This window comes from Frankia sp. CeRuru1, from assembly GCF_977966315.1.
The window spans coordinates 1-19,324 of the sequence record NZ_CDWWEW010000018.1 but is presented as its reverse complement, the minus strand read 5'-3'; the positions used below and the strand labels follow the sequence as shown (position 1 = coordinate 19,324).

Genomic DNA, 19,324 nt, shown 5'->3' with positions numbered 1-19,324 from the left:
TGACCAGATGGCGGTGCACCTGCCGCTGTCCGCCGAGGCGCAGGCCGAGGCGCGGATCCTGATGCTGTCGAGCAACAACATCCTCTCGCCCGCATCGGGCCGGCCGCTGGCGATGCCGAGCCTCGACATGGTGACCGGGGTGTTCCACCTGTCCCGCTTGGCCGAGGGGGCGCTCGGCGAGGGGCGGTCGTTCTCCAGCGTCGCCGAGGCGCAGATGGCGTTCGATGCCCGGGAGATCGCCCTTCAGGCGAAGATCAAGGTGCGGTTGCGGGACACCACCCCGCCGTCGGACTGGGTCCCGCCCGCCGACTGGGTCACCGGGGACGTGTTCACCCTGGAGACCACGTTCGGCCGTTGCCTGCTCAACGAGGCGCTGCCGGAGGGCTACCCCTTCATCAACGCCCAGCTGAACAAGAAGGCACAGGCGGCGATCGTCAACGACCTGGCTGAGCGGTACCCGAAGATCCAGGTAGCGGCGACCCTGGATGCCCTGAAGAGCGCCGGTTTCTACTGGGCCACCCGGTCCGGGGTCACCGTCGCGATCGAGGACGTCGTCGCGCCGCCGAACAAGGCCGAGATCCTCGACGACTACGAGCAGCGTGCCGACCGGGTCCAGAAGCAGTTCGACCGCGGCTTCCTGTCCGATGAGGAGCGCCGCAGCGAGCTGGTCCAGATCTGGACCGAGGCGACCAACAAGATCGCCGAGGCGATGGAGGAGAACTTCCCGGCGACCAACCCGGTCTACGTGCTGGTCAACTCCGGAGCCGCTGGAAACATGATGCAGATCCGGCAGCTCGCCGGCATGCGTGGCCTGGTCTCCAACCCGAAGGGTGAGATCATCCCGCGGCCGATCAAGGCGAACTTCCGCGAGGGTCTGACCGTGCTGGAGTACTTCATCTCCACCCACGGTGCCCGTAAGGGACTCGCTGACACCGCCCTGCGCACCGCGGACTCGGGGTACCTGACCCGGCGGCTCGTCGACGTCAGCCAGGACGTCATCGTCCGCGAGGAGGACTGCGGCACCGAGCGCGGCATCCTCACCCGGATCGCCCGCAAGGGCGCCGACGGGGTGCTGGTCCGGGACCGGTACGCCGAGACCTCGGCGTACGCGCGGACGCTGGCCTCCGACGCGATCGACGCGAACGGCGAGGTCATCGTGCCCGCCGGCACCGACGCCGGGGACGTCGCGATCAGCCAGATCATCGAGGCCGGCATCGAGCAGGTGCGGGTCCGCTCGGCGCTGACCTGCGAGTCCCGGATGGGAGTGTGCGCCCAGTGCTACGGGCGCTCGCTCGCCACCGGCAAGCTGGTCGACGTCGGTGAGGCCGTCGGCATCGTCGCCGCGCAGTCCATCGGTGAGCCCGGCACCCAGCTGACGATGCGTACCTTCCACAGCGGTGGCGTCGCCGGCGACGACATCACCCAGGGCCTGCCGCGTGTCGTCGAGCTGTTCGAGGCGCGCAGCCCGAAGGGCAAGGCCCCCATCACCGAGGTCTCCGGCCGGGTGAAGATCGAGGAGACCGAGAAGACCTTCAAGGTCGTGATGGTGCCGGACGACGGCAGCGACGAGATCGCCTACCCGGTCTCGCGGCGTTCGCGCCTGCGGGTCCGCGAGGGCGACCACATCGAGGTCGGCAGCCAGATCGTCGACGGTGCCGTCGACCCGCACGAGGTGTTGCGCATCCTCGGGCCGCGCCAGGTCCAGCTCCACCTGGTGGACCAGGTCCAGGAGGTCTACCGGTCGCAGGGTGTGTCGATCCACGACAAGCACATTGAGATCATCATCCGCCAGATGCTCAAGCGGGTGAACGTTCTCGAGTCGGGTGACACCACCCTGCTGCCCGGTGAGCTCTGCGAGCGGGCCCGGTTCGAGGCGGAGAACCGTCGGGTGGTGGAAGCCAGTGGCCAGCCGGCCTCGGCCCGCCCGGTCCTCATGGGGATCACCAAGGCGTCGCTGGCGACCGAGTCGTGGCTGTCGGCCGCCTCCTTCCAGGAGACGACCCGGGTGCTCACCGACGCGGCGATCAACGCCCGGTCGGACTCGCTCGTCGGCCTGAAGGAGAACGTCATTATCGGAAAGCTCATCCCGGCCGGCACCGGGATCTCCCGGTACCGCAACATCCGGGTCGAGCCGACCGAGGAGGCACGTGCGGCGATGTACTCCGTCGGTGCCTACGAGGACGGCGGCGTCGATTACGGCGCGTTCGGCACGGGCTCCGGCCAGGCGGTCCCGCTGGACGAGTTCGACTACCGCAGCTCGGGAGACTTCCGCTGAGCAGGTCGCGCGTAAGCAGGTCGCGCGTAAGCAGGTCGCGAGGCTGACCGAGCGGAGCTGACCAGGGCCCGACCGAAGCCCGATCGATCAGGACCGGCCCGGCGCCCTCACCAGGGTGCCGGGCCGGTTGCGCGTCCAGGTCCGGAGCCCGCTGGTGGGAGGGCGCGCAGAGACGGAAATCGGTAGGATAGGGGCAGGCACCTGCGGTGGCGGTGGAAGGTGGCGGCGGTGTGATTCTGACCGGCGACCACGACGACCTGAGTCGGTTGGCCGCGCCTTATCGGACAGTGGTCATCGAAGCGCTCCCCGGCAGTTGACGGCAGTTGACGTGACCGGGGCTGACCGTTTTATGACCGAGTGGACCGAGATTCGCCGGGAGCGAATGATCTACGAGGATGAGGCCATTCTCGTGCTCGACAAACCCGTCGGCATCTCGGTTATGGGAGAGCGGCACGACACCGATCTCGTCACCCTCGCCGGGGATGACGGCGAGGAGCTGTTCCCGGTGCACCGCATCGACAAGGTCACCTCGGGCCTGGTGCTCTTCGCCCGGCAGTTGCGGTTCCACGGTGATCTCACCCGGCAGTTCCAGCGCCGCACGGTGGACAAGCGCTACCTCGTCCTGACCCGGACCCGTGGACTGCCCGCCTCGGGGACCATTGATCTGCCGCTGAGCGTGGGGCGCAAGAGTCGGGTCCGGGTGGCGGCGAACCGGGCCGACATCATGGCCGGCCTGGCGGAGATGGCCCCCTTGGCGGAGGTTCCCCGGGCAGAGCTTGCCCCGACCGGCGCGGGCGTCGGACGCTGGACGGTTCCGCCCGCCGCGGTGTTCTCCCACGTCCGGACATACCCGTCCGTCACGACCTTCATCCGGGTCTGGGAGGGCGGTGAGTACACCCTGCTCGCAGTCACGCCGGTCAGCGGGCGGCGCCACCAGATCCGGGTGCATCTAGCCTGGATCGGGCACCCGATCGAGGGCGATCCGCTGTTCGGCCGGGGTGCCACCGCCCGCACCCTGCTGCACTCGTGGCGGCTCGCCTTCGATGCGGCCTGGGCCGGCGGCTCCCGCATCGAGGTCGAGGCGCCCCCCGGAGCCGACTTCTGGGCCCCGGTACGCGCGCATCTGCCGGCCGGCCCGGCGGCGGCCCTCCTCGGGAACGTGGCGGGTAGGTCAGGAATAGGCGGTTTCGCGTAGCTCGCCGTAGACCCGGACCAGGTCGGGCAGCTGATAGTGCGCGTTCAGGCCGCTCGGATTGGGCAGGAGCCAGATGCCGGCGGGTCCCAGGGTCTCCGCCTGGCGGCCGACCTTCGCGCTGCGGCGCCCGAACCCGATCCGGTAGGCGGCCAGGCCGAGGAAGGCCACCCACCGGGGCGAGACCCGTTCGACGAGTTCGGTGAGCCGGGGCACGCCGGCGCGGACCTCGTCATCGCTGATCTCGTCGGCGCGCGCGGTGGAGCGGTGGACGAGATTGGTGATGCTGATGCCCCGGCGGGCCAGTTCGTCGGTCTCGCTGGGATGCAGCCGGCGTGGGGTGAAGCCGGCGAGGTGCAGCACCGGCCACAGCCGGTTGCTCGGCGTGCCGAAGTGAAAGCCGGTGGCCCCGGACTCGAGGGACGGATTGATCCCGCAGAGCAGCACGACGGTGGCCGGGGCGACCAGGTCCGGGACGGTGGTCCCGTAGGCCGCGAGCAGCTCGTCCCGGCTCGGCCGGCGTCGGGCGGGGGCGGCCGCGAATCGCGCGCCGGCTGCGTCAGACATGTCCTCGCGGGCCTCCGATGCCGGTATCGTGCTGTCCCGTACAGCGTGCCAGTAGGTGCAGCGTGCCAGTACGTGGGGCCGTGCCGCTGCCCGCCTGTGCCGCTCGTCGAGTGCATGCGCTCGTCGAGTGCCATAGTGCGCGCGGGGTCTGCGGGGGATTTCGCCGGACACCCCCGTTCGACACCTGACGCGGGCGTGGAGTACTGTTGAGCCCTGTGGTCGGAGTCCACGTGGCTCCGGCGTGCGTCCTGCACTTCGATGTGGCGCCGTGGTGCTCGCTAGGTTGACGTAAAGTCACTATTCGGGTATCCGTCGGCGACTGTCGAGCTCGATTCCGCGAAGCGGACGGGCGGGCTGGCGTGCCCTCACCGGAACTGGATTACCGCATCGAGGTTCCGGTCGAATGGCGCGACACGCCCGACCGCGTGGGTCGGAGAAGCCGCTCGAGGACACTCCGGTGGGTCGGGTGCGGACCACAGCAGCAGGGAGGCCGGCGTACCGGTCTGGTTGCCCAAGGCAGTACGACGAGGCGTGACAGGAACGGGAGCGGCGTTGCCCACGATCCAGCAGCTGGTCCGCAAGGGCCGGCAGGACAAGGTCGAGAAGACCAAGACCCCGGCACTCAAGGGAAGCCCTCAGCGTCGTGGTGTGTGCACCCGCGTCTACACGACCACCCCGAAGAAGCCGAACTCGGCCCTGCGCAAGGTGGCCCGGGTCCGGTTGAACAGCGGGATCGAAGTCACCGCCTACATCCCCGGGGTCGGCCACAACCTGCAGGAGCACTCGATCGTCCTGGTTCGCGGTGGCCGAGTGAAGGATCTTCCGGGTGTCCGGTACAAGATCGTCCGAGGCGCTCTCGACACGCAGGGCGTCCGTAACCGTAAGCAGGCTCGTAGCCGCTACGGCGCGAAGAAGGAGAAGGGCTGATGCCGCGCAAGGGGCCTGCGCCCAAGCACGCCGTGGTGGTCGACCCGGTGTACGGGTCGCCGCTGGTGACCGCGCTGGTGAACAAGGTGCTGTTGAGCGGTAAGAAGTCGGTCGCGGAGCGCATCGTGTACGGCGCACTCGAGGGTGCGAAGAACAAGACCGGCAACGACCCGGTCGTCACGCTCAAGCGCGCGCTGGACAACGTCAAGCCGACGCTGGAGGTGCGTAGCCGCCGGGTGGGTGGTGCCACCTACCAGGTTCCGGTCGAGGTTCGCGCCGGCCGGAGCACCACCCTCGCGCTGCGCTGGATCGTCGGCTACTCCCGGGCTCGTCGCGAGAAGACGATGACCGAGCGGCTGATGAACGAGCTCATCGACGCGAGCAACGGCCTCGGCGCCAGCGTGAAGCGCCGGGAGGACACCCACAAGATGGCGGAGTCCAACAAGGCCTTCGCCCACTACCGCTGGTGATCCGAGATGCCATCTGACGTACATTCCTTGCTGGCCAGGACCCGCAATATCGGGATCATGGCCCACATCGACGCGGGCAAGACCACCACCACCGAGCGCATCCTCTTCTATACCGGCGTGAACTACAAGATCGGTGAGGTCCACGAGGGCGGCGCCACGATGGACTGGATGGAGCAGGAGCAGGAGCGGGGGATCACCATCACCTCCGCGGCCACCACCTGTATCTGGCGCGACCACACCATCAACATCATCGACACCCCCGGCCATGTCGACTTCACCGTCGAGGTGGAGCGCTCGCTGCGGGTCCTCGACGGTGCGGTCGCGGTCTTCGACGCGGTCGCCGGAGTCGAGCCGCAGAGCGAGACGGTCTGGAAGCAGGCCGACCGTTACAACGTCCCGCGTATCGCCTTCGTCAACAAGATGGACCGGGTCGGTGCCGAGTTCCACCGCTGCGTGGAGATGATGATCGACCGGCTCGACGCGACGCCGGCCGTGATCCAGCTCCCGTGGGGCGTGGAGGCCGACTTCCGCGGTGTCATTGACCTGGTCCGCATGAAGGGCCTCCTCTGGAAGACCGAGGACAAAGGCGCATCCTACGAGACCGTCGACATCCCGCGGGATCACCTCGAGGCCGCGCAGGAGTGGCGCGACAAGCTTCTCGAGACTGTCGCCGAGAACGACGACGAGCTCATGGAGCTCTACCTCGAGGGTGAGGAGCCTTCCACAGAGCAGCTCATCGCCGCCCTGCGCCGCGCGACCCTGGCGAGCAAGGTCAACCCGGTGCTGTGCGGTTCGGCGTTCAAGAACAAGGGCGTCCAGCCCATGCTCGACGCCGTCGTCGACTTCCTGCCGAACCCGCTGGACATCGGCGCCACCGTCGGCCATGCAGTCGGCGGCGAGGAGACCGAGGTCCGCCGGGAGCCGAGCGAGGACGAGCCGTTTTCCGCGCTCGCTTTCAAGATCATGAGTGACCCGTACGTGGGTAAGCTGACCTACATCCGGGTGTACTCCGGCAAGCTGACCGGTGGTTCGCCGGTGCTGAACTCGACGAAGGACCGCAAGGAGCGCGTCGGCCGCATCCTGCAGATGCACGCCAACCACCGGGAGGACCGGGAGGGCGTCGGCGCGGGACAGATCGTGGCCGTGGTGGGGCTGAAGAACACCACCACGGGTGACACGCTCTGCGACCCGAACGCCCCGGTGATCCTGGAGTCGATGACGTTCCCGGCGCCGGTCATCCACGTCGCGATCGAGCCGAAGACCAAGGCCGACCAGCAGAAGCTGGGCACCGCCATCCAGCGCCTCGCCGAGGAGGACCCGACCTTCCAGGTCCGCACCGACGAGGAGACCGGTCAGACGATCATCGCCGGCATGGGCGAGCTGCACTTGGACGTGCTGGTCGACCGGATGCGCCGCGAGTTCGGTGTCGAGGCAAACGTCGGCAAGCCGCAGGTGGCCTATCGGGAGACGATCCGCCGCAAGGTGGAGAAGGTCGACTACACCCACAAGAAGCAGACGGGTGGATCCGGCCAGTACGCCCGGGTGATCATCAACTTGGAGCCCTCCGGCGGCGACGGCGGCGGCTACGAGTTCGAGAACAAGGTCACGGGTGGTCGCATCCCCCGGGAGTACATCCCCTCGGTGGATGCGGGCTGCCAGGAGGCCATGGAGTTCGGTGTGCTCGCCGGCTACCCGCTGGTGGACGTCAAGGTCACCCTGCTTGACGGCCAGTTCCACGACGTCGACTCGTCCGAACTCGCATTCAAGATCGCCGGTTCGATGGCGTTCAAGGACGCGGCCCGCAAGGCCGACCCGGTGCTGCTCGAGCCTCTGATGGCCGTCGAGGTCACCACCCCCGAGGACCACATGGGTGACGTGATCGGCGACCTGAACTCCCGCCGTGGGCAGATCCAGGCGATGGAGGAGCGGGGCGGTTCCCGGATCGTACGGGCGCTGGTGCCACTGTCGGAGATGTTCGGCTACGTTGGTGATCTTCGGTCGAAGACCTCCGGCCGGGCGAGCTACTCCATGCAGTTCGACTCCTACGCCGAGGTTCCCGCGAACGTCGCCAAGGAGATCATCGCCAAGGCCCGGGGAGAGTGAACGCCCTCGCGGCGTGAGCAACACCCCTACCTGACTACACAGCACGACACCACCCGTCCTTGGAGGGACACCCGTGGCGAAGCAGAAGTTCGAGCGGACGAAGCCGCACGTCAATATCGGCACTATTGGTCACATCGACCACGGCAAGACGACCCTGACTGCGGCGATCACCAAGGTCCTGCACGACGCCTACCCGGACCTCAACCCCTTCACGCCGTTCGACCAGATCGACAAGGCGCCGGAGGAGAAGGCCCGCGGCATCACGATCTCGATCGCCCACGTCGAGTACCAGACCGACACCCGGCACTACGCGCACGTCGACTGCCCGGGACACGCCGACTACATCAAGAATATGATCACCGGTGCTGCCCAGATGGACGGCGCGATCCTGGTCGTGTCCGCCACCGACGGCCCGATGCCGCAGACGAAGGAGCACGTGCTCCTCGCCCGCCAGGTCGGCGTGCCCTACATCGTCGTCGCCCTGAACAAGGCCGACATGGTCGACGACGAGGAGATCCTCGAGCTCGTCGAGCTGGAGGTCCGGGAGCTACTGAGCTCGTATGAGTTCCCGGGCGACGACGTCCCGGTCGTCCGGGTCTCCGCGCTCAAGGCGCTGGAGGGCGACAAGGAGTGGGGCGCCAAGCTCCTCGAGCTCATGGCGGCGGTCGACGAGTCGATCCCTGAGCCGCAGCGTGACATCGACCGGCCGTTCCTCATGCCGATCGAGGACGTCTTCACGATCACCGGTCGTGGCACCGTGGTCACCGGCCGCGTCGAGCGCGGAATCGTCAAGGTCAACGAGACCGTGGAGATCGTCGGCATCAAGCCGGAGACCACCTCCACCACCGTGACCGGTGTCGAGATGTTCCGCAAGCTGCTTGACGAGGGGCGTGCCGGCGACAACGTCGGTTTGCTCCTGCGCGGTATCAAGCGTGAGGACGTCGAGCGCGGCCAGGTCATCGTCAAGCCGAAGTCGATCACCCCGCACACGGTGTTCGAGGCTCGCGTCTACATCCTCAACAAGGATGAGGGCGGACGGCACACGCCGTTCTTCAAGAACTACCGCCCGCAGTTCTACTTCCGCACCACCGACGTGACCGGCGTCGTGACCCTCCCCGAGGGCACGGAGATGGTCATGCCGGGGGACAACACCGAGATGACGGTCGAGCTGATCCAGCCGATCGCCATGGAGGAGGGTCTGCGCTTCGCCATCCGCGAGGGTGGCCGGACCGTCGGCGCGGGCCAGGTCACGAAGGTTCTCAAGTAGTAGCCGTGGGCGGTGGGTCCGGGCGTGTGTACGGACCCACCGCCCACTGCGCTGCCTGACCAGACGGGGTCCGGCGCCACGTGTGGCGGGGTCGCCCCGGCCAGGCAGGGCTCTCGCGAGACTCGGCTGCCGAGGACAACCGGCCGCCGGCAAGGGACGCAGCCCGGTCCCGGTCGACACGTCGAGCGGGACCGGCACGAGACAGCGGTACAACCGGCAGATTCTTTCCGCCGGCGGCGGGGCGCCAGGCTCGCCGCGCGGCCGGCGGTGAGGATCTACGGGCGGTGACCCGGTAGCGATACCGGCCGGACGAGACAGACAGGACAGGCGAAGCCCACCATGGCGGCACAGAAGATCCGCATCCGGCTCAAGGCCTATGACCACGAGGTCATCGACAGCTCGGCGCGGAAGATCGTCGAGACGGTGACGCGGACGGGCGCGCAGGTCGCGGGACCGGTGCCGCTGCCGACGGAGAAGAACATCTACTGCGTCATCCGGTCGCCGCACAAGTACAAGGACAGCCGCGAGCACTTCGAGATGCGGACGCACAAGCGGCTGATCGACATTCTTGACCCGACGCCCAAGACGGTCGACTCGCTCATGCGCCTCGACCTGCCCGCCGGCGTCGATATCGAGATCAAGCTGTAAGAGGGGCCGGCGCAGTCATGCTCATCCGCAACTACAGAGGGCTCCTGGGCACCAAGCTCGGGATGACCCAGGTATGGGACGCGAACAACCGCGTCGTGCCGGTCACCGTCATCAAGGCCGGACCTAACGTCGTCACGCAGGTCAAGACGCCTGACTCGGACGGCTACTCGGCCGTGCAGCTCGGTTACGGCGAGATCGACCCGCGTAAGATCAACAATCCCGCTCGCGGCCACTTCGCCACCAGTGGGGTGACGCCTCGGCGCCACCTCGTCGAGCTGCGGACCGCCGATGCCGGCAACTACCGGCCCGGCCAGGAGCTGACTGGCGAGGTGTTCTCCGCCGGGACCGTCGTCGACGTCACCGGCACCTCGAAGGGTAAGGGGTTCGCCGGTGTCATGAAGCGTCACGGGTTCAAGGGCCTGGGCGCGGGGCACGGCGTCGAGCGCAAGCACCGCTCGCCGGGGTCGGTCGGCGGCTGCGCCACTCCCGGTCGCGTGTTCAAGGGCCTGCGCATGGCCGGCCGGATGGGTCACGTGCGCACCACGACCTCGGGGCTGACGATCCACGCCGTCGACACCGAGCGCGGCTATCTGCTGGTCAGGGGTGCGGTGCCCGGCCCGGACGGTGGTCTGGTCCTCGTGCGCAGCGCGGCCAAGCGCCCGGCGCCCGAGGCCATCGCCCCGGCGGCCGAGCCGGCCGGTACCGGTGAGGAGGTCTCGGCATGAGCCGGGTGGTCACATCCGACCCGAGCGTCACCACGCGCACCGTCGCGGTGCACGCGCCGAACGGGGGCGACGGCGGCAGTGTCGAGCTGCCCGGTGGCGTGTTCGACGTGCCGCTCAACGTCCCGCTGATCCACCAGGTCGTGGTGGCGCAGCTCGCGGCGGCCCGCCAGGGCACGCACGACACGAAGACCCGCGGCGAGGTCCGCGGCGGTGGCCGTAAGCCGTATCGGCAGAAGGGCACCGGCCGGGCCCGGCAGGGATCGCTGCGGGCTCCGCAGTTCACCGGCGGTGGCACCGTGCATGGCCCCACGCCGCGCAGATACGACCAGCGGACCCCGAAGAAGATGAAGGCCGCCGCGCTGCGCGGCGCGCTGTCCGACCGGGCCCGCAACAACCGGGTGCACGTGGTGTCCTCGCTGGTCTCCGGCGAGGCGCCGTCGACGAAGAGCGCGGTCACCGCGCTGCGGACGATCGCCGACACCCGCCGGGTGCTGCTGGTGGCGAGCCGTTCGGACGAGCTGACCTGGAAGAGCCTGCGCAACGTCGCGGCGGTGCACCTGCTCGACCCGGGCCAGCTCAACACCTATGACGTGCTGGTGAGCGACGACGTGGTCTTCACCGAGGAGGCGCTGGCCGCATTCCTTGCTCGTGACACCCGTCCGGCGACCTCCACCGCCGGGACCGAGGCTGCCGCGGGCACCGAAGGTGTGGCCGGGGCGGAGGAGAACAAGTGATTCCCGACCCGCGTGACGTGATCCTGCGGCCGGTCGTCTCCGAGAAGAGCTACGGCCTGCTCGACGAGAACGTCTACACCTTCATCGTGCGTCCGGACGCGAACAAGACCCAGATCAAGCTCGCGGTCCAGCAGATCTTCAATGTGCGGGTCCTGCGGGTGAACACCATCAACCGGCAGGGCAAGCGCAAGCGGACCAAGCACGGCTGGGGACACCGGTCCGCCTCCAAGCGGGCCCTGGTGAGCCTGGCTCCCGGTGACACGATCGAGATCTTCGGAGGCCCCGGTGCCTGAGCGCGTGCGCTCCGCGGCGGCGGTGGGTCCAGGACGGTAGGAAGCCATGGGTATTCGTAGGTACAAGCCGACGACGCCGGGGCGTCGTGGTGCGAGCGTGGCCGACTTCGTCGAGATCACTCGTGACCACCCGGAGAAGTCGCTGGTCCGCCCGCTGCACTCCAAGGGCGGGCGCAACGTCCACGGCCGGATCACCACCCGGCACCAGGGCGGCGGCCACAAGCGGGCGTACCGGGTCATCGACTTCCGGCGGGACAAGGACGGGGTGCCGGCCAAGGTCGCGCACATCGAGTACGACCCCAACCGCACCGCCCGGATCGCGCTGCTGCACTACCTCGACGGGGAGAAGCGCTACATCCTCGCGCCGGTGAAGCTCAGGCAGGGCGACACGGTCAGCTCCGGCGTGGGCGCCGACATCAAGCCCGGCAACGCGCTGCCGCTGCGCAACATCCCGACCGGCACGGTGGTGCACGCCATCGAGCTGCGTCCCGGTGGTGGTGCGAAGATCGCCCGCAGCGCCGGCACGAGTGTGCAGCTCGTCGCGAAGGACGGCCCCTACGCCCAGCTGCGGATGCCCTCCGGTGAGATCCGCAACGTGGATGTGCGCTGCCGCGCGACGGTCGGCGAGGTCGGCAACGCGGAGCAGAGCAACATCAACTGGGGTAAGGCCGGCCGGATGCGCTGGAAGGGTCGCCGACCCACCGTGCGTGGTGTCGCGATGAACCCGGTCGACCACCCGCACGGTGGTGGTGAGGGTAAGACCTCCGGCGGTCGTCACCCCGTCAACCCCAAGGGCCGTCCGGAGGGGCGGACCCGCGCGACCCGCAAGTCGTCCGACGCGCTCATCGTGCGTCGTCGCAAGCAGAACAGGCGGCGGTAGTGGTGATCTCCAGGCCCCGGGCCGCGTCGACCACCAGCGCGCCGCCGACCAGCCGCACCCATCGGATCTGAGCGGGAAGGAGGAGACACAGCCATGCCACGCAGTCTGAAAAAGGGCCCGTTCGTCGACGACCACCTGCTCAAGAAGGTGGATCTGCAGAACTCCAAGGGCACCAAGCACGTCATCAAGACCTGGTCGCGCCGGTCGACCGTGATCCCCGACATGCTGGGGCACACGATCGCCGTGCACGACGGCCGCAAGCACGTCCCGGTCTTCATCACCGAGGGCATGGTCGGGCACAAGCTCGGCGAGTTCGCCCCGACCCGGACCTTCCGTGGCCACGTCAAGGAGGACCGGAGGTCACGCCGTGGCTGACGATCTCGTTGACGGCCTGACCCGGGCCGGTCTTCCCGGGGCCAAGGCCTCGGCCCGCTATGTCCGGGTCTCGCCGACGAAGGCCCGCCGGGTCGTCGACCTGGTGCGCGGGCGCTCGGTCGGCGAGGCGCTGGACATCCTCCGGTTCGCTCCGCAGGCGGCCAGCGAGGACGTGTACAAGGTTGTCGCCAGCGCCGCGGCGAACGCCGAGAACAACCACAGCCTCGATCCGGCCACCCTGTGGGTCGGCGAGGTCTACGTGGACGAGGGGCCGACGCTCAAGCGCATCCGGCCCCGCGCCCAGGGCCGGGCCTATCGGATCCGCAAGCGCACCAGCCACATCACCGTCGTGGTGGAGAGCCGGGAGCCGGTCTCCGCGGCCGGCCGGGGCGCGAAGACGACCGCGAAGACGACAAGGAGGGCCCGGTAGTGGGGCAGAAGGTCAACCCGCACGGGTTCCGGCTTGGTATCACCTCGGAGTTCACCTCTCGCTGGTACGCCGACAAGCAGTACAAGGCGTACGTCGGCGAGGACGTGAAGATCCGCAAGATGATGTCGCGGGGCATGGAGCGGGCCGGCATCAGCCGGGTCGACATCGAGCGGACCCAGGGGCGGCTGCGGGTGGACATCCACACCGCGCGCCCAGGCATCGTCATCGGTCGCCGTGGCGCCGAGGCCGACCGTATCCGTGGCGACCTGGAGAAGCTCACCGGCAAGCAGGTGCAGCTCAACATCCTCGAGGTGAAGAACCCCGAGGTCGACGCCCAGCTCGTCGCCCAGGGGGTGGCTGAGCAGCTCTCCAGCCGGGTCAGCTTCCGCCGGGCGATGCGCAAGGCCATGCAGACCGCGATGAAGGGCGGCGCGAAGGGGATCCGGGTGCAGTGCTCGGGTCGTCTCGGTGGCGCCGAGATGAGCCGGTCGGAGTTCTACCGCGAGGGTCGGGTGCCGTTGCACACCCTTCGCGCGGACATCGACTACGGCTTCTATGAGGCTCGGACGAACTTCGGCCGCATCGGCGTGAAGGTCTGGATCTACAAGGGCGACGTCGTCCAGAGCCGGGCCGAGCGTGAGGCGCAGGAGGCGCTGCAGCGCCAGACCCGCCGGGAGCGCCCGCGCCGCGGGCCGCGTTCCGGCTCGTCCGGCACGACCCAGGGCGGGACCGAAGCGGGCCGGGCGGCGGCCCGCAGCGAGCGCCGGGGCCGTGGTGGTGGCGGCGGGAACGCCCCGGCTGAGACTCCGGCGGGCGAGGCCGCGGCGGCCGAGTCGACCGAGTCGACCGAGTCGACGGCACCTGTCGCGGAGTCCGCCACCGCGGCGCCGAGTACGCCGGCCGCGGCGCCGAGTACGCCGGCCGCGGCGCCGAGTACGCCGGCCGCGGCGCCGAGTACGCCGGCCGCGACGCCTGAGGCGGCCGTGGCGAACACTCCGGAGAAGGCGGAGGAATAGACATGCTGATTCCCCGGAAGGTCGCGCACCGCAAGCAGCACCACCCCGGGCGGACTGGTGCCGCCAAGGGCGGAACCCGGGTCACGTTCGGTGAGTACGGGATTCAGGCCCTGGAGTCGGCTTACGTGACGAACCGGCAGATTGAGTCGGCCCGTATCGCGATGACCCGGCACATCCGTCGTGGTGGAAAGGTCTGGATCAACATCTACCCGGACCGTCCGCTGACCAAGAAGCCGGCCGAGACCCGGATGGGTTCCGGTAAGGGCTCGCCTGAGTGGTGGGTTGCGAACGTCAAGCCGGGCCGGGTCCTGTTCGAGCTGTCCGGGGTCGCGGAGCCGGTGGCCCGCGAGGCGATGCGGCGGGCCATCCACAAGCTGCCGATGAAGTGCCGTTTCGTGGTCCGTGAAGGTGGTGCGTAATGGCTGTCGCTACCGCGGACGAGCTGCGGAGCCTGTCGGGCGAGGAGCTCGTCGACAAGCTTCGGGAGGCCAAGGAGGAGCTGTTCAACCTCCGGTTCCAGGCGGCGACCGGGCAGTTGTCGAACAACCGCCGGCTGCAGGCCGTGCGGCGCGACATCGCCCGGATCTACACCGTCATGCGCGAACGGGAGCTGGGTATCACCGACGATCCGGCGGTGGCGGCCGGCGCGGCGGACGATGACGCGACGCAGTCGGAACGGGCGTGAGGACAGTGACAGACGAGACGGCCTCCCAGGAGGCTTCGCAGAGCACGGACGCGGCGACTCTCCCCCGCGGATTCCGTAAGGTCCGAGAGGGCCTCGTGGTCAGCGACAAGATGACCAAGACCGTCGTGGTCGCGGTCGAGGACCGGGTGCAGCACCCGCTGTACGGCAAGACGATCCGTCGTACCAAGAAGGTCAAGGCGCACGACGAGAGCGGCACCACCGGTGTCGGCGACCGCGTCCTGCTGATGGAGACGCGGCCGCTGTCGGCGACCAAGCGGTGGCGGATCGTTCAGGTCTTGGAGAAGGCGAAGTAGTGAAGTAGTTCTGGCCCGGACGCCGGGGCCGGGCAGGACCGGGTGATCAGGAGCGGAAAGTGATTCAGCAGGAGTCGCGACTTCGGGTCGCCGACAACACCGGAGCGCGGGAGATTCTCTGCATCCGGGTGCTCGGCGGCTCTGGGCGTCGTTACGCGGGGATCGGCGACATCATCGTCGGCACGGTGAAGGACGCCCTGCCCGGCGCCGGCGTGAAGCGCGGCGACGTGGTCAAGGCGGTCGTGGTGCGTACCACCAAGGAGCGCCGGCGGCCGGACGGCTCCTACATCCGCTTCGACGAGAACGCGGCGGTGCTCATCCGGGACGGTGGTGACCCTCGGGGCACCCGCATCTTCGGGCCGGTCGGCCGGGAGCTGCGTGACAAGAAGTTTATGAAGATCATCTCGCTGGCACCGGAGGTGCTGTGACCGTGGCCACTTTGAAGATTAAGAAAGGCGACACGGTCCAGATCATCACCGGCAAGGACCGTGGGCTCAAGGGTAAGGTCATCCGCGCCTACCCGGAGCAGAACAAGGTCCTCGTCGAGGGCGCGAACCGGATCACCCGGCACACCCGGGTCCAGCAGAGCACGCGCGGCTCGCAGTCCGGGGGCATCATCACCCAGGAGGCGCCGATCCACGTGAGCAACGTGATGATCGTCGACCCGTCTGACGGGAAGCCGACCCGGATCGGTTACCGCATCAACGACGACGGCACCAAGGTGCGTGTCTCGCGGCGCACCGGCACCGAGCTGTAGGCCGAGCGAGCAGTCGAGCAGTTGGGAAACGAGATTAGACCATGACTGTGACCACCGAGGGCCGGACCATCGAAGGCCGGACCACCGGCGCTCGCCCGGTTCCACGGCTCAAGCAGCGGTACCGTGACGAGATCGCCCCGGCGCTGCGGGACCAGTTCTCCTACCGCAACGTCATGCAGATCCCCGGCGTCGTCAAGGTCGTCGTCAACATGGGGGTCGGAGACGCCGCCCGGGACGCGAAGCTGATCGATGGCGCTGTGCGGGATCTCGCGGCCATCACCGGCCAGAAGCCCGCGGTCCGGCGCGCGAAGAAGTCCATCGCCCAGTTCAAGCTGCGCGAAGGGATGCCGATCGGCGCCAAGGTGACGTTGCGTGGTGACCGGATGTGGGAGTTCCTCGACCGCCTCGTCACCATCGCGCTGCCGCGTATCCGTGACTTCCGCGGGCTGTCGCCGAAGCAGTTCGACGGTGCCGGCAACTACACCTTCGGGGTGACCGAGCAGTCGATCTTCCACGAGATCGATATCGACCGGATCGATCGGGTTCGGGGCATGGACATCACGGTCGTCACCACCGCGACCACCGACGACGAGGGCCGGGCGCTCCTGCGGGCGCTGGGCTTCCCCTTCCGGGAGAACTAGAGAGATGGCCAAGAAAGCACTGATCGAGAAGTCGAACCGTAAGCCGAAGTATGCGGTCCGGGGTTACACCCGATGCCAGCGCTGCGGCCGGTCCCGCTCGGTGTACCGGGGCTTCGGGCTCTGCCGGGTATGCCTGCGGCAGATGGCGCATCGCGGCGAGCTGCCCGGCGTCACCAAGAGCTCCTGGTAGGCCGGTACCGCGCCCCGGACCGGGGCCGGCACGGCTCCACCGGCAGCACGGCTCCACCGCACTACCACCGCACCTCCACCCGATCGCGGCAGGCCCGGCATCCAGCGGCCGAGGACGACCTCGGCGCCGGCGGGAACCGCCGTGAGAAAGGCGTCAAGCCATGACGATGACCGATCCGATTGCGGACATGCTCACGCGTGTCCGGAACGCCAGCCGGGCGTACCACGACCGCGTGGTGATGCCTCACAGCAAGATCAAGACGCACATTGCCGAGATCCTCCAGCAGGAGGGATACATCTCCGGCTGGCACGTCGAGGACGCGACCTCGGCTGGCGGCGTCGGCCACACCCTGGTCATCGATCTGAAGTACGGCCCCAACCGGGAACGCTCGATCGCCGGGATCAAGCGCATCAGCAAGCCGGGTCTGCGGGTCTATGCCAAGGCGACGAACCTCCCGAAGGTCCTCGGGGGCCTGGGCGTCGCCATCATCTCCACCTCGTCGGGTCTGCTGACCGACAAGCAGGCGGGCAAGCGGGGCGTGGGCGGGGAAGTCCTCGCCTACATCTGGTAAGGAGGGCGAGCGATGTCACGGATCGGGCGCCTGCCCATTCCCGTCCCCAGCGGTGTCGATGTCACCGTCCAGGGAGCCACCATCACCGTCAAGGGGCCCAAGGGCACCCTGAGCCACGTCGTGGCCGAGCCGATCGTGGTGAACACCGAGGACGGTCGGCTCCTCGTGACCCGGCCCGACGATGAGCGTCGCTCCCGGTCGCTGCACGGCCTGACTCGCACCCTGGTCTCCAATATGGTCACCGGCGTCACCGCCGGATACTCGAAGACCCTGGAGATCGTCGGCGTCGGTTACCGTGTCCAGGCCAAGGGCTCCGACCTGGAGTTCGCCCTCGGATACAGCCACCCGGTGCCGGTCAAGGCCCCGGAGGGCATCCGCTTCGAGGTGCAGACCCCGACCCGCTTCGTGGTCCACGGGATCGACAAGCAGCTGGTCGGTGAGGTCTCCGCGAAGATCCGCGGGCTGCGCAAGCCCGACCCGTACAAGGGCAAGGGCGTGCGCTACCAGGGCGAGGTCGTCCGCCGCAAGGTCGGGAAGACCGGGAAGTAGGAGATAGATCATGGCAGTGAGCCTCGGCGCCAGCTCGCGCCGACGGACCGCGAAGCTCCGTCGGCACGTCCGGGTGCGCAAGAAGGTGGCGGGCACCCCGTCCCGCCCACGGCTCGTCGTCACCCGGTCCTCGCGGCACATCTACGCCCAGGTCATCGACGACGTCGCCGGCCACACGCTGGCGTCGGCGTCCACTCTGGACGTGTCGCTGCGCGGCGGCGAGGGGGACAAGACCGAGCAGGCCCGCAAGGTCGGCGCACTGGTCGCCGAGCGCGCGAAGGCGGCCGGGATCGCCGCGGTCGTGTTCGATCGCGGTGGGCGGACCTACTCCGGCCGCATCGCCGCGCTCGCGGACGCGGCGCGGGGGAGCGGGCTGGACTTCTGATGACTGCCCCCAGCCTTTACTGTCAGTCCAGCCTTTACCGCCAGTACAGCCAGAACAGGGAGATGTTGTAGATGCCAGGCCAGCAGCGCCGCGGCGGCGGCTCCGGCGGCTCGGACCGTCGGGAACGCCGGGACCGGTCGGGCAGCGGCCCGGCGCAGGAGAAGAACGCCTACGTCGAGCGGGTTGTCGCGATCAACCGCGTGGCGAAGGTTGTCAAGGGCGGACGTCGGTTCAGCTTCACGGCGCTCGTCGTGGTCGGTGACGCGGACGGGACCGTGGGCGTCGGCTATGGCAAGGCCAAGGAGGTTCCGGCCGCCATCGCCAAGGGCGTCGAAGAAGCCAAGAAGCACTTCTTCAAGGTGCCCCGGATCGGTTCGACGATTCCGCACCCAGTGCAGGGCGAGGAGGCGGCCGGCGTCGTGCTGCTCAAGCCCGCCTCGCCCGGTACCGGGGTCATCGCCGGTGGTCCGGTCCGTGCCGTGCTGGAGTGCGCCGGTGTGCACGACGTGCTCTCGAAGTCGCTCGGCTCATCGAACCCGATCAACATTGTGCACGCGACGGTCGCTGCTCTGCGTGGCCTGATGCGTCCCGAGGAGATCGCCGCCCGTCGCGGCCTGCCGCTGGAGGACGTCGCTCCGCCGGCCATGCTGCGCGCTCGTGCGGCGGGAGCCGGTGTCTGATGGCCAAGCTGCGCATCACGCAGATCCGGTCGGGGATCGGTGGTACCTCGAACCAGCGGGCCACGCTGCGTACCCTTGGTCTGCGGAAGATCAACGCGACGACCGTCCGTGATGATCGTCCCGAGATTCGCGGGATGATCAGAACTGTGACCCATCTTGTCCGGGTCGAGGAGGTGGACTCCTAGCCATGGCCGAACTGACGAAGACCGACGCCGGTGACGACACCGGCGCCACCGGCGCGGGCACTGAGGCCGGCTCGGCGCAGGCCGTCCGTGGCCGCGGCCTGAAGGTGCACCACCTCCGGCCGGCCCCCGGCGCCCATAAGTCCAAAACCCGCGTCGGTCGTGGTGAGGGTTCCAAGGGCAAGACCGCCGGGCGGGGCACCAAGGGCTCGAAGGCCCGCAAGCAGGTGCCCGCCCGGTTCGAGGGTGGCCAGATGCCCCTGCACATGCGCCTGCCCAAGCTGAAGGGCTTCCGCAACCGGTTCCGCGTCGAGTACCAGGTCGTGAACGTCGCCACCCTCGCGGAGCTGTTCCCGCAAGGTGGTGAGGTCACCAAGGCCGACCTCGTGGCCAGGGGTGCGGTGCGGGGCAAGTCGCCGGTGAAGGTGCTGGGCAACGGCGACATCGACGTCGCGCTGCACGTGAGCG

At 68.7% G+C, this 19,324-nt stretch carries 28 protein-coding genes; 27 read left to right on the top strand and 1 reads right to left on the bottom strand.

The window, feature by feature from the left end; translation table 11 throughout:
* Both AC08OP_RS02675 and AC08OP_RS02670 read left to right on the top strand, forming a co-directional pair.
* Positions 1 to 2,275: DNA-directed RNA polymerase subunit beta' (locus tag AC08OP_RS02675; protein ID WP_476612735.1), on the top strand; the 2,275-nt coding region annotated here is incomplete at its 5' end.
* A gap of 349 nt (positions 2,276 to 2,624) precedes the next feature.
* Entirely contained in the window at positions 2,625 to 3,470 is an 846-nt protein-coding gene (locus tag AC08OP_RS02670) for an RluA family pseudouridine synthase (protein ID WP_476612739.1), read from the top strand.
* On the opposite strand, the gene mug is transcribed toward AC08OP_RS02670, so the two are convergent.
* Positions 3,447 to 4,034: a G/U mismatch-specific DNA glycosylase gene (gene mug / locus AC08OP_RS02665; protein WP_462185685.1), complete on the bottom strand. Its 588-nt coding sequence runs from the start codon at positions 4,032 to 4,034 to the stop codon at positions 3,447 to 3,449. The two genes, AC08OP_RS02670 and mug, sit on opposite strands and share 24 nt — an antisense overlap.
* A 552-nt stretch (positions 4,035 to 4,586) precedes the next feature.
* Here mug and rpsL point away from each other — a divergent pair.
* The 25 genes from rpsL to rplO form a co-directional block, all read left to right on the top strand.
* On the top strand, positions 4,587 to 4,961 hold the full coding sequence (rpsL, locus tag AC08OP_RS02660; RefSeq protein WP_009740532.1) for a 30S ribosomal protein S12: 375 nt from the start codon (positions 4,587 to 4,589) through the stop codon (positions 4,959 to 4,961).
* Positions 4,961 to 5,431 carry a 30S ribosomal protein S7 gene (rpsG, locus tag AC08OP_RS02655; protein ID WP_009740531.1) on the top strand — a complete coding sequence of 157 codons (471 nt, stop codon included), beginning with the start codon at positions 4,961 to 4,963 and terminating at the stop codon, positions 5,429 to 5,431. Before rpsL ends, rpsG begins: the two co-directional genes overlap by 1 nt.
* A gap of 6 nt (positions 5,432 to 5,437) precedes the next feature.
* Entirely contained in the window at positions 5,438 to 7,534 is a 2,097-nt protein-coding gene (gene fusA, locus AC08OP_RS02650) for an elongation factor G (RefSeq protein WP_476591747.1), read from the top strand.
* Between the two features lie 73 nt (positions 7,535 to 7,607).
* On the top strand, positions 7,608 to 8,801 hold the full coding sequence (gene tuf / locus AC08OP_RS02645) for an elongation factor Tu (RefSeq protein ID WP_011435038.1): 1,194 nt from the start codon (positions 7,608 to 7,610) through the stop codon (positions 8,799 to 8,801).
* Positions 8,802 to 9,140: 339 nt separating this feature from the next.
* Entirely contained in the window at positions 9,141 to 9,449 is a 309-nt protein-coding gene (rpsJ, locus tag AC08OP_RS02640) for a 30S ribosomal protein S10 (RefSeq protein ID WP_007514815.1), read from the top strand.
* A 17-nt stretch (positions 9,450 to 9,466) separates the two neighbouring features.
* Positions 9,467 to 10,174: a 50S ribosomal protein L3 gene (gene rplC / locus AC08OP_RS02635; protein ID WP_476612734.1), complete on the top strand. Its 708-nt coding sequence runs from the start codon at positions 9,467 to 9,469 to the stop codon at positions 10,172 to 10,174.
* The gene (gene rplD, locus AC08OP_RS02630; protein WP_476612733.1) at positions 10,171 to 10,908 is read left to right on the top strand and encodes a 50S ribosomal protein L4; all 738 of its coding nucleotides are present in this window, start codon (positions 10,171 to 10,173) and stop codon (positions 10,906 to 10,908) included. Before rplC ends, rplD begins: the two co-directional genes overlap by 4 nt.
* Complete coding sequence (rplW, locus tag AC08OP_RS02625; RefSeq protein WP_011435041.1) at positions 10,905 to 11,201, top strand: 50S ribosomal protein L23; 297 nt, start codon at positions 10,905 to 10,907, stop codon at positions 11,199 to 11,201. Before rplD ends, rplW begins: the two co-directional genes overlap by 4 nt.
* A 46-nt stretch (positions 11,202 to 11,247) precedes the next feature.
* Positions 11,248 to 12,081, top strand: a complete 834-nt coding sequence (gene rplB, locus AC08OP_RS02620; protein WP_011435042.1) for a 50S ribosomal protein L2 — start codon at positions 11,248 to 11,250, stop codon at positions 12,079 to 12,081.
* A 93-nt stretch (positions 12,082 to 12,174) separates the two neighbouring features.
* Positions 12,175 to 12,456: a 30S ribosomal protein S19 gene (gene rpsS, locus AC08OP_RS02615; protein ID WP_011435043.1), complete on the top strand. Its 282-nt coding sequence runs from the start codon at positions 12,175 to 12,177 to the stop codon at positions 12,454 to 12,456.
* Entirely contained in the window at positions 12,449 to 12,886 is a 438-nt protein-coding gene (rplV, locus tag AC08OP_RS02610) for a 50S ribosomal protein L22 (protein ID WP_476591751.1), read from the top strand. The genes rpsS and rplV overlap by 8 nt, the downstream gene beginning before the upstream one ends.
* Positions 12,886 to 13,902: a 30S ribosomal protein S3 gene (gene rpsC / locus AC08OP_RS02605; RefSeq protein WP_476612732.1), complete on the top strand. Its 1,017-nt coding sequence runs from the start codon at positions 12,886 to 12,888 to the stop codon at positions 13,900 to 13,902. Before rplV ends, rpsC begins: the two co-directional genes overlap by 1 nt.
* A gap of 2 nt (positions 13,903 to 13,904) precedes the next feature.
* Entirely contained in the window at positions 13,905 to 14,321 is a 417-nt protein-coding gene (gene rplP, locus AC08OP_RS02600) for a 50S ribosomal protein L16 (protein WP_009740521.1), read from the top strand.
* On the top strand, positions 14,321 to 14,587 hold the full coding sequence (gene rpmC, locus AC08OP_RS02595; RefSeq protein WP_462185695.1) for a 50S ribosomal protein L29: 267 nt from the start codon (positions 14,321 to 14,323) through the stop codon (positions 14,585 to 14,587). The genes rplP and rpmC overlap by 1 nt, the downstream gene beginning before the upstream one ends.
* Before the next feature lie 5 nt (positions 14,588 to 14,592).
* Complete coding sequence (gene rpsQ / locus AC08OP_RS02590; RefSeq protein ID WP_476612731.1) at positions 14,593 to 14,901, top strand: 30S ribosomal protein S17; 309 nt, start codon at positions 14,593 to 14,595, stop codon at positions 14,899 to 14,901.
* 59 nt (positions 14,902 to 14,960) lie between these two features.
* Positions 14,961 to 15,329: a 50S ribosomal protein L14 gene (gene rplN / locus AC08OP_RS02585; RefSeq protein ID WP_009740518.1), complete on the top strand. Its 369-nt coding sequence runs from the start codon at positions 14,961 to 14,963 to the stop codon at positions 15,327 to 15,329.
* 2 nt (positions 15,330 to 15,331) lie between these two features.
* On the top strand, positions 15,332 to 15,658 hold the full coding sequence (rplX, locus tag AC08OP_RS02580; RefSeq protein WP_462185747.1) for a 50S ribosomal protein L24: 327 nt from the start codon (positions 15,332 to 15,334) through the stop codon (positions 15,656 to 15,658).
* Between the two features lie 41 nt (positions 15,659 to 15,699).
* On the top strand, positions 15,700 to 16,299 hold the full coding sequence (rplE, locus tag AC08OP_RS02575) for a 50S ribosomal protein L5 (protein ID WP_462202438.1): 600 nt from the start codon (positions 15,700 to 15,702) through the stop codon (positions 16,297 to 16,299).
* Between the two features lie 4 nt (positions 16,300 to 16,303).
* Entirely contained in the window at positions 16,304 to 16,489 is a 186-nt protein-coding gene (locus AC08OP_RS02570; protein ID WP_011435050.1) for a type Z 30S ribosomal protein S14, read from the top strand.
* A gap of 160 nt (positions 16,490 to 16,649) precedes the next feature.
* Entirely contained in the window at positions 16,650 to 17,060 is a 411-nt protein-coding gene (gene rpsH / locus AC08OP_RS02565; RefSeq protein WP_011435051.1) for a 30S ribosomal protein S8, read from the top strand.
* Between the two features lie 12 nt (positions 17,061 to 17,072).
* Positions 17,073 to 17,609: a 50S ribosomal protein L6 gene (gene rplF / locus AC08OP_RS02560; RefSeq protein ID WP_462185697.1), complete on the top strand. Its 537-nt coding sequence runs from the start codon at positions 17,073 to 17,075 to the stop codon at positions 17,607 to 17,609.
* Positions 17,610 to 17,619: 10 nt separating this feature from the next.
* Positions 17,620 to 17,994: a 50S ribosomal protein L18 gene (gene rplR / locus AC08OP_RS02555; RefSeq protein WP_476608876.1), complete on the top strand. Its 375-nt coding sequence runs from the start codon at positions 17,620 to 17,622 to the stop codon at positions 17,992 to 17,994.
* A 71-nt stretch (positions 17,995 to 18,065) separates the two neighbouring features.
* Positions 18,066 to 18,674 carry a 30S ribosomal protein S5 gene (gene rpsE / locus AC08OP_RS02550; RefSeq protein ID WP_462185699.1) on the top strand — a complete coding sequence of 203 codons (609 nt, stop codon included), beginning with the start codon at positions 18,066 to 18,068 and terminating at the stop codon, positions 18,672 to 18,674.
* Positions 18,674 to 18,859 (top strand): 50S ribosomal protein L30, encoded by a 186-nt coding sequence (rpmD, locus tag AC08OP_RS02545; protein WP_011435055.1) that lies wholly within the window; start codon positions 18,674 to 18,676, stop codon positions 18,857 to 18,859. Before rpsE ends, rpmD begins: the two co-directional genes overlap by 1 nt.
* 2 nt (positions 18,860 to 18,861) lie before the next feature.
* Positions 18,862 to 19,324, top strand: a 463-nt coding sequence (gene rplO / locus AC08OP_RS02540; protein ID WP_476612730.1) for a 50S ribosomal protein L15, incomplete at its 3' end; no start/stop codon positions are given.